Origin of the sequence: Nitrogeniibacter aestuarii (assembly GCF_017309585.1) — a bacterium.
Lineage (GTDB): Bacteria > Pseudomonadota > Gammaproteobacteria > Burkholderiales > Rhodocyclaceae > Nitrogeniibacter > Nitrogeniibacter aestuarii.
Genome location: NZ_CP071321.1, coordinates 3,246,976 through 3,260,269 on the forward strand (window position 1 = coordinate 3,246,976; position 13,294 = coordinate 3,260,269).

Annotated in this window: 8 protein-coding genes; 4 read left to right on the forward strand and 4 right to left on the reverse strand. The window is 63.0% G+C overall.

Annotation, left to right across the window (positions count from 1 at the left end; translation table 11 throughout):
• Position 1 precedes the first annotated feature (1 nt).
• The 4 genes from purE to J0W34_RS15155 all read right to left on the reverse strand — a co-directional run bounded on the left by purE (position 2) and on the right by J0W34_RS15155 (position 4,819).
• Positions 2-505, reverse strand: coding sequence for a 5-(carboxyamino)imidazole ribonucleotide mutase (purE, locus tag J0W34_RS15140; protein ID WP_407941101.1), 504 nt, complete (start codon positions 503-505; stop codon positions 2-4).
• 2 nt (positions 506-507) lie between these two features.
• Entirely contained in the window at positions 508-1,386 is an 879-nt protein-coding gene (folD, locus tag J0W34_RS15145; protein WP_227818032.1) for a bifunctional methylenetetrahydrofolate dehydrogenase/methenyltetrahydrofolate cyclohydrolase FolD, read from the reverse strand.
• A 96-nt stretch (positions 1,387-1,482) separates the two neighbouring features.
• A complete protein-coding gene (locus J0W34_RS15150) occupies positions 1,483-2,130 on the reverse strand; it encodes a response regulator transcription factor (RefSeq protein WP_227818033.1) in 648 nt (215 codons plus the stop codon).
• Positions 2,105-4,819: a PAS domain-containing sensor histidine kinase gene (locus tag J0W34_RS15155; protein ID WP_227818034.1), complete on the reverse strand. Its 2,715-nt coding sequence runs from the start codon at positions 4,817-4,819 to the stop codon at positions 2,105-2,107. Before J0W34_RS15155 ends, J0W34_RS15150 begins: the two co-directional genes overlap by 26 nt.
• A 199-nt stretch (positions 4,820-5,018) precedes the next feature.
• Between J0W34_RS15155 and J0W34_RS15160 the strand changes: the two genes are divergently transcribed.
• The 4 genes from J0W34_RS15160 to lpdA all read left to right on the forward strand — a co-directional run bounded on the left by J0W34_RS15160 (position 5,019) and on the right by lpdA (position 12,795).
• Positions 5,019-6,200, forward strand: a complete 1,182-nt coding sequence (locus tag J0W34_RS15160; protein ID WP_230969335.1) for an ABC transporter substrate-binding protein — start codon at positions 5,019-5,021, stop codon at positions 6,198-6,200.
• A 426-nt stretch (positions 6,201-6,626) separates the two neighbouring features.
• The gene (aceE, locus tag J0W34_RS15165) at positions 6,627-9,308 is read left to right on the forward strand and encodes a pyruvate dehydrogenase (acetyl-transferring), homodimeric type (protein WP_230969336.1); all 2,682 of its coding nucleotides are present in this window, start codon (positions 6,627-6,629) and stop codon (positions 9,306-9,308) included.
• A 16-nt stretch (positions 9,309-9,324) separates the two neighbouring features.
• Positions 9,325-10,947: a dihydrolipoyllysine-residue acetyltransferase gene (aceF, locus tag J0W34_RS15170; protein WP_230969337.1), complete on the forward strand. Its 1,623-nt coding sequence runs from the start codon at positions 9,325-9,327 to the stop codon at positions 10,945-10,947.
• A 12-nt stretch (positions 10,948-10,959) separates the two neighbouring features.
• Positions 10,960-12,795 (forward strand): dihydrolipoyl dehydrogenase, encoded by a 1,836-nt coding sequence (gene lpdA / locus J0W34_RS15175; RefSeq protein ID WP_230969338.1) that lies wholly within the window; start codon positions 10,960-10,962, stop codon positions 12,793-12,795.
• Positions 12,796-13,294 lie beyond the last annotated feature (499 nt).

Here is a 13,294-nt window from a genome sequence, read left to right on the forward strand (position 1 = left end):
TTCAGTTCCGTTCGACGGGGGGCAGGTTCATGGCCAGAACGGTGTCGGTCTGTTGCTGGCGGAAGGCGACCAGTTTTTCAGCCAGATCGGCGTCTTCATTGGCCAGCAGGGACACGGCGAACAAGGCGGCGTTAGCTGCACCGGCCTCACCAATGGCGAAGGTGGCCACGGGCACGCCCTTGGGCATCTGCACGATCGAGAGCAAGGAGTCCTGACCGGACAGCGCGCGCGACTGCACCGGCACGCCCAGCACGGGCAAGGTGGTCTTGGCCGCGACCATGCCTGGCAGATGGGCCGCGCCGCCGGCACCGGCAATGATGGCCTTGAGTCCGCGCTCACGCGCGGTTTCGGCGTATTCGAACATGAGATCGGGCGTGCGGTGGGCCGATACCACACGGGCCTCGAAGGCGACCCCGAAGTCTTCAAGAATGCGGGCTGCTGCCTGCATGGTGGGCCAATCGGAGTTGGAACCCATGATGATGCCGACCTGAACCTTGATATCCACGTTCAGACTCCTTGTTGCGAGGCCTGGCGCTCGGCGGACTCGAGCGTGTTCGACAGCAGCATGGTGATGGTCATCGGTCCGACACCACCCGGCACCGGCGTAATGGCACCAGCCACCTCTTTGGCGGACTCGAATTCCACATCGCCGCACAGCTTGCCTTCGTTGGGCATGCCGGCCGGGATGCGATTCATGCCCACATCGATAACGGCCGCACCGGGTTTGATCATGTCACCGGTAACGAACATCGGACGGCCGATGGCCACGATGAGGATGTCGGCACGGCGGGTGTGACTGGCCAGATCGCGGGTCTTGGAATGGCACACGGTGACCGTCGCACCGGCTTGCGTCAGCAACATCGCCATGGGCTTGCCCACGATGTTGGAACGGCCGATCACCACCGCGTCGGCGCCGCTCACTTCAATCTGGCCGGCTTCGAGCAACTTCATGACGCCATGCGGTGTGCACGGGAAGAAGGCGCGCTGGCCTTGCGAGAGGCGACCGACGTTTTCGGCGTGAAAGCCGTCCACGTCCTTTTCCACGGCGATGGCTTCGAGAATTTCCTTTTCGTCGAACTGCGGCGGTAGCGGCAATTGCACGAGAATGCCGTGAACGCTGTCGTCGGCATTGAGCTCGGCAATCTTGTCGAGCACGATCTCGGGCGCGGTGTCGGCCGGGTAGTCGAACTTGAGCGAACGCATGCCCGCTTTCTCGCAACCGGCCACCTTGTTGCGCACATACACAGCGGAGGCCGGGTTGTCCCCGACAAGGATCACGGCCAGACAAGGCGTGATGCCGCGTTTCCTGATTTCGGCGACCTGTTCGGCCAGCTGGGCGCGAACATCGGCAGACAAGGCGTTACCGTCGAGAATGCGTGCGGACATGGAAAACTCGTCCTTGGAAAAAACCGGCGATTCTACCGCAGGATCATAGGCTTGTGCGAGACATCGCGCACGCCCATGCGCCCGTCGGTTTTGCCATCAAAGCGTCGAAAAACGTCCTCTGGCCGATTCGCAGGTCATGACGGATTGCACCAGCTCGGCCAGTGAATTGGCTTCCATCTTTTCCATCACGCGCGCCCGGTGTACTTCCACCGTCTTGATGCTGATGCCAAGGTCATCGGCAATCTGCTTGTTGAGTCGCCCGGCGATGATCAGTTCGAGCACCTCCATCTCCCGCCCGGTCAGCTGGTCGAGCCTGCGCGCCACCGCCGCGTCCTGGCGCAGACGCTCGCGGTTCTCGAGTTCGGTTGTCAGACACTGGTCGATGAGCTTGAGCATGTCGGTGTCCGAAAACGGCTTCTCGATGAAATCGACCGCCCCCTTCTTGAGCACCGAAACCGCCATGGGCACATCGCCATGGCCCGTAATGAACAGCACCGGCAAGGTCGCGTGTCGCTCGCGCAAGCGCTCGTAGAGTTCAAGCCCGCTCATGCCCGGCATGCGCACGTCCAGCACGAGGCAACCGGTCATCTCGGGCCGGTACGCTGCCAGAAAGGCCTCGGCGGAATCGAACTGCGCCACCTTGCGATTGTTCGATTCAAGCAGCCAAAGCAGTGAATCGCGCAGAGCTTCGTCGTCGTCAACGATGTAGACGGTCTGATCAGGCACGGCGGGCGTCACGTTCACTGGCGATCTCCACGGGCAGGGTAAAGCGGAATACGGTACCACCTTCCGGGTTCGGCTCGATCCACAAACGCCCGTCATGAAACTCGATGATGGAGCGACAGATGTTCAGGCCCATGCCCATACCCTCCGCCTTCGTGGTGTAGAACGGGGTGAACAGCCGCTCCACGTCTTCAGCATGAATACCGTGCCCTCGATCGGAGACGGCAATCTCGACCACCGCCTCGGTCTGGCGAGCCGAGATGCGCAGTTGGCGCTCGGCTTCGGGTACATCGCCCATGGCGTCGATGGCGTTTTTCACCAGATTGAGCACCACCTGCTCGATCATGATGCGGTCGGCGTACACCGGCGGCAGCGACTTGCTGATATCGCGCTCGATCACCACCCCCGATTTGCGGGCGTCGATTTCAGCGAAACCAACGGCGTCCTCGACGATATCCACGAGCGGCACCGCCGAGCGCCGCGGCTCGGCCTTGCGCACGAAATCGCGGATGCGGCGAATGATCTTGCCCGCGCGCTCGGCCTGGAAGCTGGCTTTCTGCATGGCGGCGAGCAGATCGGCCTCTTTGTACTCGCCACTCTCCAGACGCCGCACGCAGCCCATCGAATAGTTCGAGATGGCAGCCAGCGGCTGGTTGAGTTCATGGGCCAGCGTGGACGCCATCTCCCCCATGGTCACCAGGCGCGCCGTGCGTTGCAGGCGCTCTTCCTGCTGTCGTGCCATGGCCTGCATCTGGCGGCGATCGGTAATGTCGGTGGCAATAGCCATGCGCACCACCCGGCCATCGACCCAACGCGTGGCCTGCTCGCGCACGTGGTACCAGCGCCCGCTCAGGGCATGGCGCAATTCACCGTCAAACAACTCCACCGGCACGTCAGCCGGGCTCAGACGACGCGGATCGACCCGGTAGTCGCCCTGCTCCGGCTGCGGATCGCCCACCTTGCGCGCAGAGCGCCCGACCGCGTCGAAACCATGCAGAGCCATGAACGCACGGTTGGCGTACAGCACCTCATCCGTGTGCGGATCAGACACGAACACCGCCGAATCCAGCCCGTCGAGCACGGCCTCGAATCGCGCCTGGGCTGATTCAAGCGCTGCCCTCACCCGCTTGGGCTCGGTAATGTCGGTCACCGACGCCATCCAGCCGGTCTGCTTGCCGGAACTGTCGATCAGGGGCGACAGATAGAAGCGGGTGTCGATGCGCTCGCCGTTCTTGCGCACGATCTGCATTTCGAAACCCGTCGGAGGCGCCTGCCCGCTGAGTGTCATCTCCAGATTGGCCTGGCAGATGTCGAGCTTGTCTTCCGGCCAGTAAGGGAAAGGCGCCTGAACCCCCACCAGATCCTCCGCGCTGCTTCCCACGAGACGGCAGAAGGCGGGATTGACGTAGGTAATGCATCCGCTCATGTCGATGGCACGCAGGCCGGTGATCACCGACTCTTCCATCGCACGGCGAAAGGCGGACTCGGCACGCAAGGCCTCTTCAGTATCCTTGCGGCCGGTCACATCGTGCGCCACGGCATAGAGCAGACGCTCTTCGGGCACCGGGTTGATGCTCCACGCCAGCCATTTGTACTCGCCACTGTCGCAGCGCATCCGGTTTTCGAAGCTCACCGGCCGCCCCGACGCCAGTTGTCGCAGCTGTTCCACCGTGGCACCCAGGTCTTCTTCGTGGACGAACTCGAGCAGGGTGCGCCCCGGCATACCGGCCGCGGGATAGCCCATCAAACGTTCAAAAGCCGGGTTGCAGCGCCGGAACGTGCCATCGGCGTTGAAGATGCTGAGAATATCGAGCGACAGATTGAATAGTCGGTCGCGCTCCTTCTCGACCCGTACCCGCCCCACCGTGTGTCCGCGCAGCAGCCACAGACTCCACAACACGAAGAACGACAGTCCCACAATCAGCGCAACTGGCAACGCGCGCGGCACGTCCCCCAGTTCGCGAAAAGCGGTGGCGCGCAGATTCAGGCCATTGCCCGGCGGATCAAGTGCGATCGCGTAAGACACGTTCTCGTCGAGCGTATCAACCGAGGAATTGACGGCCAGCTGGTCACCTCGCGGCCCGATGAGCGCTATCCGGTACTTTTCGGCGAACCAGTCGGGCACCAGGTAACGCACCATGCGCTCGATCGAATAGACCCCCACCATGGCGCCCAGAAAGCGCCGGCCATGGCGCACTGGCATGTAGACCTCGAGCACCGCCTCGCCTCGCGGATTCACATAGGCCTCACCGTACACCACCCGGCTCACGTCACGAGCCCGAAAGTACGGCACGCTCTGGGTCGCGGTGAGTGGATCGCCGGTCAGCCAATCAGTCGTATCAAAGGGCGCACTCCAGCGAACGGTTTCGTTCTCTCCCACCCAGACCAGATTGATCAGTTGCGGGTTGTTGGCAATGTGCTGGTTGGCGCGCACCTGAAAATCATCGCGATCGAGCACCCCGGCGGCCAGATCACGGGCCATCTGCGTCAGAAACTCTTCCGTCCCCTGCATGTGCAGCCGCATCGTCTGCTCGGCCCATTGCACGTCGCGCGCAATGGCGTTCTGCTGGACAGCGTTTTCCTGGCGCTGGAGCATGAGCACCAGAATCAGCATGGTGACGGCGAACAGCACCACGGCCACATAGGGGGCCGCCCAGTAGAGCCGGTTGGTCAGGCCGGGCGTTCTCACACGCGCTGTCGTTTTTGCCATCGGGCACAGAAATCCGTTCGTTTGCAAAAAGGTCCGATGTTTCGGACATATGCATTGTCCAAGCCCCCGCCCCTGCTTGGCATCGGGTGATTCCCTAGCAGCCGGCTGCGTTGCGGTGCTGCGTTCGATAGGGTTTTCGCCAATTTTGCCTCACCCTTCAGCCCCTTACATTGGGCCGACCCAAAAAGAGGAGACACCCTTGCGCGCCTGCCTGCTCTGGCTGCTGTGCTGTTGGCTTGCCGCCACCGCCGGGGCGGCCGAACCCATTCGGGTCGGCGTCTCTGGACCATTCACCGGAGGCTCGTCTCCCATGGGGATCTCCATGCGCAATGGTATCCGGCTTGCGGCGGCGGATATCAATGCCAGCGGCGGGATTCTTGGCCGGCCGGTCAAACTCATCGAGCGCGACGATCAGGCGCGAAACGAGCTGGGCGCAAAGGTGGCACAGCAGCTCATCGAGGAAGATCGCATTGTCGCCGGCCTGGGCATCGTCAACACGGGCGTGGCCCTCGCCTCGCAGCAGCACTACCAGCGGGCCCGCGTCCCCATCATTACCAGCGTGGCCACCGGCTCTGTCGTCACCAAGCAGTTCCAGCCGCCGCGCTATCTCAATAACTATGTATTCCGCATGTCGGCCAATGACACCATCCAGGCCGGCATGATCGTCGAAGAGGCAGTGGACAACCGCGGTTTCACGAAAATCGCCATCTTCCACGACGCCACCAACTACGGCGAGCTGGGCAAGCTGGATCTGATCAAGGCGCTGGCCGAGCGCGGCATGGGCCCGGTGGTGGTCGAGCGCTTCAATCTGCGCGAGGTCGACATGACCCCCCTGCTCAGGCGCGCGCGCAACGCCGGCGCGCAGGTGATTCTCACCTACGGTATCGGCCCGGAACTGGCGCATATCGCCAATGCCATGGCGACGGTCGGATGGCGAGTACCACTCATCGGAAGCTGGACCCTCGCTATGTCGAATTTCATAGAGCAGGCAGGCCCCAATGCCGAGGGTGCGCGCATGCCGCAAACCTATATACAGCAAGGGGCTTCGACCCGACAGCAAGCCTTCGCGGACCGCTACAAACAAACGTTCGGATCGGACCGGATTCCAGTTCCCCCGGCGGCCGCACAAGGGTATGATTCGATGTTGGTACTGGCTGCGGCAATTCGCCAGGCAGGCGACACCGATAGTGACAAGATCCGAGAGGCGCTTGAGAACCTCCAGGAACGGATCGAAGGTGTCGTGATGACCTACGACAAGCCCTTTTCTGCCGATGACCACGAGGCAATCGACGATACCTCGATTCCGGTCATGGGCGAAGTCAAGAACGGCCGCGTGGTTTTCGCCTATCCGAAAGACCTCGTGCGTGCAGCCAACCGATGAGCTCCACACCTGAGCCCATTTCACGACCGGCCGGGGATTTTCTCCCTCCCTCCCTCATCCCTGGCCGGTCTTTTTCTCAGCAAGTCGTCGCGCTCTCAGACCGCCCTCGTGGCGGTCTTTGCGTTGACGGCCTGCGTCCATTGCTTCGCGCGGCGTGGTCTACGATCAAGAAACGACGCTGCTTTCAAGCATCCGGACACATGACAACCGAACCATGACGAGCGAAAGCCAACCAACCTTCAGGGAGGCACACGAAACGCCGGATTAGGGAAAATACGCACTGGTTCTTTATTGCGCATTCTGAAATGACGTTTTATAGTGTGCAACAACGGTCCTGGGCCGGGTAAGCTTGCGCCCACGCCGCTCCCGATCGCCGCCCACAAACGCGGCGATCGAAACAATTTGATGTGGAGAGGAGAGAGAAGCATGAGCACGACACAAAAAGTCGGCCTGCAGCCGGACACCGACGCGGAAGAAACCCGCGAATGGATGGACGCGCTCGAAGGCGTCATCGAACACGAGGGCGCTGACCGCGCTCACTACCTGCTCGAAAGACTCATCGAGCAAGGCCGGGAGGAAGGGATCGACATCCCCTTCTCCAACACCACGCAGTACATCAACACCATTCCGGCAGAACAGCAGCCCCGTTATCCGGGCGATGCAGACATGGAAATCCGTCTGCACTCCTACATCCGCTGGAACGCCATGGCCATGGTGGTGCGCGCCAACAAGCACACCAACGTGGGCGGTCACATCGCCTCGTTTGCCTCGGCCGCCGCGCTGTACGACGTGGGCTTCTCCCACTTCTGGCACGCCCCTTCGGAAGAACACGACGGGGACCTGATCTACTTCCAGGGTCATTCCGTGCCGGGCGTCTATTCGCGTGCCTACATGCTCGGCCGCCTCACCGACGAGCAGATGGACAACTTCCGCCAGGAAGTGGACGGCAAGGGCATCTCGTCCTACCCCCACCCGTGGCTGATGCCGGACTTCTGGCAGTTCCCGACCGTGTCCATGGGCCTCGGCCCCCTGTGCGCGATCTACTCAGCCCGGTTCATGAAGTACATGGCCAGCCGCGGCATGATCGATGCCAAGAAGGCTGAGCAACGCAAGGTCTGGGCCTTCCTGGGGGACGGCGAGACCGACGAGGTCGAGTCCCTGGGCGCCATCGGCATGGCCGCCCGCGAGAAGCTGGACAACCTGATCTTCGTCATCAACTGCAACCTGCAGCGCCTGGACGGCCCGGTGCGTGGCAACGGCAAGATCATCCAGGAGCTCGAATCCGAATTCCGTGGCGCCGGCTGGAATGTGATCAAGCTCATCTGGGGTACCCACTGGGACGCCCTGTTCGCCCGCGACAAGAAAGGCATCCTCAAGAAGCGCATGATGGAACTGTGCGACGGCGAGTACCAGACCTTCAAGGCCAAGGACGGCGCCTATGTGCGCGAGCACTTCTTCAACACGCCCGAACTGCGTGCCCTGGTCGAAGACTGGACCGACGACGACGTGTGGCAGCTCAACCGTGGCGGCCACGACATCTTCAAGATCTTTGCGGCCTACAACGCTGCAGTGAATCACAAGGGCGCCCCGACCCTGATCCTGGCCAAGACCATCAAGGGCTTCGGCATGGGCCAAGCCGGCGAAGCCATGAACACCTCCCACCAGCAGAAGAAGATGGACCCGGACGCCATCCGCCGCTTCCGCGACCGCTTCAACCTGCCGGTGCCGGACGACCAGATCGAGAAGCTGCCCTACCTCAAGCTGCCGGAAGACTCGCCCGAATACCAGTACATGCGCGAGCGCCGCATGGCGCTGGGCGGTTTCCTGCCCAGCCGCCGCACCAAGGCCGCTCCGCTTGAAGTCCCGGCGCTGGAGAAGTTCGACGCACTGCTCAAGGCCTCGGGTGAAGGGCGCGAGCTGTCCACCACCATGGCCATCGTGCGCATCATGAACACCCTGCTCAAGGACAAGCAGATCGGCTCGAACATCGTGCCCATCGTGCCCGACGAGTCGCGCACCTTCGGCATGGAAGGCATGTTCCGCCAGTACGGCATCTGGAACCAGGAAGGCCAGAAGTACGTGCCGGAAGACCATGACCAGCTCATGTTCTACAAGGAATCGGAAACCGGTCAGGTGCTGCAGGAAGGCATCAACGAAGCCGGCTCCATGGCCGACTGGATTGCCGCCGGCACCGCTTACTCGGTGCACGGCGTGCAGATGATTCCGTTCTACATCTTCTATTCCATGTTCGGCATGCAGCGGACCATGGACCTGTGCTGGGCCGCGGCTGACCAGCGCACCCGCGGCTTCCTTATCGGGGGCACCGCCGGTCGCACCACCCTCAACGGCGAAGGCCTGCAGCACGAAGACGGCCACAGCCTGCTGATGGCGCAGATGATCCCCAACTGCATCAGCTACGACCCCACCTTCCAGTACGAAGTGGCCGTGGTCGTGCAGGACGGCATGCGTCGCATGTTCGCCGAGCAGGAAGACGTCTACTACTACATCACCGTGATGAACGAAAACTACGAGCACCCGGCCATGCCGGCAGGCGCCGAGTCCGACATCATCAAGGGCATGTACGTGTTCCGTAAGGGCGAGACCGGCAGCGCACCGCGCGTGAAGCTGCTCGGCTCCGGCACCATCTTCCGCGAGGTGATCGCCGCCGCCGAACTGCTCAAGAGCGACTGGGGTGTCGAGTCCGACATCTTCGGCTGCCCGAGCTTCAACGAGCTGGCCCGCGACGGTCACGCCATCGAGCGCTGGAACCTGCTGCACCCGATGGAAGACCAGAAGCAGTCGCATGTGGAGCAGATGCTCGCCGGCATCGATGGCCCGACCATCGCCGCCACCGACTACATCCGCATGTTCTCCGAGCAGATCCGTCCGTACGTGAAGGGCACCTACTTCACCCTGGGCACCGACGGCTTCGGCCGTTCGGACACCCGCGAGAAGCTCCGCCACTTCTTCGAGGTGGACCGTTACTGGGTCACGCTGGCCGCGCTCAAGGCGCTGGCCGACGAGGGCAAGGTTGAACGCGAGAAAGTGGCCGCAGCCATGGCCAAGTACGCGCTCGACCCGAGCAAGCCCAACCCCGTCACCGTCTGAGCCGAGGGAGAGACCAATGAGCCAACTCATCGAAGTCAAGGTCCCGGACATCGGCGATTTCGACGCCGTGCCGGTCATCGAACTGTTCGTGAGCGTGGGCGACACCATTGCGGTGGACGACGCCATCTGCACGCTCGAATCCGACAAGGCCACCATGGACGTGCCCTCCCCGGCCGCCGGCGTGGTCAAGGAAGTGAAGGTCGCCGTCGGCGACAGCGTCTCGGAAGGCACCCTGCTGGTGCTGGTCGAGGCCGCCGGTGCCGCTGCGGCAGCACCCGCCCCTGCCAAGGAAGAAGCCGCACCCGCGCCGGCTGCCGCGCCAGCACCCGCTGCAGCCAGCGGTGGCGGCACGGTTGAAGTCAAGGTGCCGGACATCGGCGATTTCGACGCCGTGCCCATCATCGAGTTCTTCGTGAAGCCGGGCGACTCCATCAAGGTGGATGACGCCATCTGCACGCTCGAGTCCGACAAGGCCACCATGGACGTGCCCTCCTCGGCGGCCGGCACCGTCAAAGAAGTGAAGGTTGCTGTGGGTGACAGCGTGTCCGAAGGCACCGTGCTGATCACGGTCGAATCCGGCGCGGGTGCCGCTGCGGCCCCTGCCCCGGCGGCCGAGAGCACGCCCGCACCGGCCCCGGCCGCAACCCCTGCGCCGGCGGCAGCTCCCGCTAAGGCAGCCGCCCCTGCGGCAGCTGCCGCACCGTCAGCCGTGAAGCTGGGCGGCAAGGTGCACGCCAGCCCGTCGGTGCGCACCTTTGCCCGCGAGCTGGGCGTGGATCTGGCGCAGGTGAAAGCCACCGGCCCGAAAGGCCGCATCACCAAGGACGACGTCAAGGGTTTCGTCAAGGGCGCCATGAGCTCCGGCAGCGCACCGGGCAAGGCCGCTGCCGGCGGTTCCGGCGTGGGTCTGGACCTGCTGCCGTGGCCGAAGGTCGATTTCGCCAAGTTCGGCGAGATCGAGTCCAAGCCGCTGTCGCGCATCAAGAAGATCTCCGGCGCCAACCTCGCCCGTAACTGGGTGATGATCCCGGCCGTGACCTATCACGAGGATGCCGACATCACCAGCCTCGAGGACTTCCGCAAGCAGCTCAACAAGGAGAATGAGAAGTCGGGCAAGAAGCTCACCATGCTCGCCTTCCTGATGAAAGCCAGCGCCAAGGCGCTGGCCGAATTCCCCGAGTTCAACACCAGCCTCGACGGCGACAACCTGATCTACAAGAAGTACTTCCACATCGCCTTTGCGGCCGACACGCCCAATGGTCTGGTGGTGCCCGTGGTCCGGGATTGCGACAAGAAAGGCGTATTCGAGATCGCCGAGGAAACCGGTGCGCTGGCCAAGAAGGCCCGTGACGGCAAGCTCGGCCCGGCTGACATGTCCGGCGCCTGCTTCACCATCTCATCCCTGGGCGGCATCGGCGGCACCTACTTCGCGCCGATCGTCAATGCGCCGGAAGTGGCCATCCTTGGAGTGAACAAGAGCGAGATCAAACCCGTGTGGAACGGCAAGGAGTTCGCGCCCAGGCTGATCCTGCCGCTGTCGCTGACGGCCGACCACCGCGTCATCGACGGCGCGCTGGCCACCCGCTTCAACGTCTATCTCGCCCAAATGCTGGCCGACTTCCGTCGGGTCATGCTCTAAGGGAGGACCAAGATGAGTTCAATCATTGAAATCAAGGTCCCCGACATCGGCGATTTCGACGAAGTGCCGATCATCGAACTGTTCGTGAGCGTGGGCGACACCATCAAGGTGGATGACGCCATCTGCACGCTCGAGTCCGACAAGGCCACCATGGACGTGCCCGCTTCCGACGCGGGCGTGGTCAAGGAAGTGCTGGTCGCCGTGGGCGACAAGGTGGCCGAAGGCACCGTGCTGGTGAAGGTGGAAGCTGCCGCCGGCGCCGCGACCGATTCCCCTCCCCTTCAAGGGGAGGGCCAGGGTGGGGATGGGGTCAAAGCCGCTGGCAATAACCCACCCTCTCCCTCAGTCCCTCTCCCTGAGGGCGAGGGAAGCGCCGCGCCGGCCCCCGCGGGCGCGTGGACCGAAGAAGTCACGCTGGAGTGCGACATGCTCGTGCTCGGCGCCGGCCCCGGCGGTTACTCGGCGGCCTTCCGCGCCGCCGACCTCGGCCTCAAGACGGTCATCGTCGAGCGCTACGCCACCCTCGGCGGCGTGTGCCTCAACGTCGGCTGCATTCCTTCCAAGGCCCTGCTGCACGTGGCTGCGGTCATGGACGAAGCCGAACACATGAGCCACGCCGGCGTGAGCTTCGCCAAACCGAGCGTGGACATCGACGCCCTGCGCAAGCACAAGGACGGCGTGATCGGCAAACTCACCGGTGGCCTGGCCGGCATGGCCAAGGGCCGCAAGGTCGACATCGTGCGCGGCTACGGCCACTTCCTCGACCCCAACCATGTGGAAGTCGAGGAAACCACCGGCTCCGCCCAGGACAAGACCGGCGCCAAGAAGGTGATCAAGTTCAAGCAGTGCATCATCGCTGCCGGTTCGGCGGCCGTGCATCTGCCCTTCATCCCCCGCGACGATCGCATCGTCGACTCCACTGGCGCGCTGGAACTGCGTCAGGTGCCGGAGAAGATGCTCGTCATCGGCGGCGGCATCATCGGTCTGGAAATGGCCACGGTCTATTCCAGCCTGGGTGCCAAGGTGGATGTGGTCGAGATGATGGATGGCCTCATGCAGGGCCCGGATCGCGACGCGGTCAAGGTGTGGGAGAAGCAGAATGCCCACCGCTTCGACAAGATCATGCTCAAGACCAAGACCACCGCGGTCGAGGCCAGGGACGATGGTCTGTATGTCACGTTCGAAGGCGATGCCGCTCCCGAAGGCCCGCAGAAGTACGACCTGATCCTGCAGTCCGCCGGGCGCAGCCCCAACGGCAAGAAGATCGGTGCCGAGAAAGCTGGCGTCATCGTCTCCGATCGCGGCTTCATCCCGGTCGATGCGCAGATGCGCACCAACGTGCCGCACATCTTCGCCATCGGCGACATCGTCGGCCAGCCCATGCTCGCCCACAAGGCCGTGCATGAAGCCCACGTGGCCGCCGAAGTGGCTGCCGGTGAAAAGAGCGCCTTCGACGCCACCGTGATCCCGGGCGTGGCCTACACCCATCCGGAAGTGGCCTGGGTCGGCTACACCGAAGCCCAGGCCAAGGCCGAAGGCAAGAAGGTGGACACCGCCAAGTTCCCCTGGGCTGCCAGCGGCCGCGCCATCGCCAACGGCGCCGACTACGGCTTCACCAAGCTCATCTTCGACGCCGAAACGCATCGCGTCATCGGCGGCACCATCGTCGGCCCCAGCGCTGGCGACATGATCGGCGAGGTATGCCTGGCCATCGAGATGGGCGCCGACGCAGTCGACATCGGCAAAACCATCCACCCCCACCCGACCCTGGGTGAGACGGTGGGCATGGCCGCCGAAGTGGCGCATGGCAGTTGCACCGACATACCGCCGGTGCGCAAAAAGAAGTAATGCAGCAAGAACACCCGTGATGAGGTGGGAGAAAAGAGAAACGGCGACCGGGAGGTCGCCGTTTTTCGCTCGTGGGATCGGTTGATTGCGTAGCCAGGACGAGGGCTGCAGGCCCGACGGCGGGATTCACCGGCTGACCCACCGCCGCTTCAGGACTCCACTGCGCTGCATCCGGGCTGAGATGTCTCAATGTCACGAAGCAAAGTTACATCGAATATCTCGCGGACAGGCCACTCATTCATGGCCGCGCGTGCAACATCCGACTCGATAAACCTCTCAAGCGCCTTAAAGCTTGTCCACTGCAAAATTACGTAGCCAACATTCCTCTTCGCATCCTCAACTGAGACACAAAAATTGATCTCACCAAAGGTCCTTCTCCACGCGGCCTCATCGTGCAGCCGGGTAAGCAGTACAGAAGGCGATCTGACATCGACTTTAATAAGTGCTTTCGCCACAAATACCCCTTTCGCGAACGTACCCAAGGAGAAGGACGCAGACC

Excerpts from the sequence above, each read along its gene's own strand:
- folD (WP_227818032.1), bottom strand. The coding sequence starts at position 1,386 with ATGTCCGCACGCATTCTCGACGGTAACGCCTTGTCTGCCGATGTTCGC.
- J0W34_RS15155 (WP_227818034.1), bottom strand. The coding sequence starts at position 4,819 with ATGGCAAAAACGACAGCGCGTGTGAGAACGCCCGGCCTGACCAACCGG.
- aceE (WP_230969336.1), top strand. The coding sequence starts at position 6,627 with ATGAGCACGACACAAAAAGTCGGCCTGCAGCCGGACACCGACGCGGAA.
- aceF (WP_230969337.1), top strand. The coding sequence starts at position 9,325 with ATGAGCCAACTCATCGAAGTCAAGGTCCCGGACATCGGCGATTTCGAC.
- lpdA (WP_230969338.1), top strand. The coding sequence starts at position 10,960 with ATGAGTTCAATCATTGAAATCAAGGTCCCCGACATCGGCGATTTCGAC.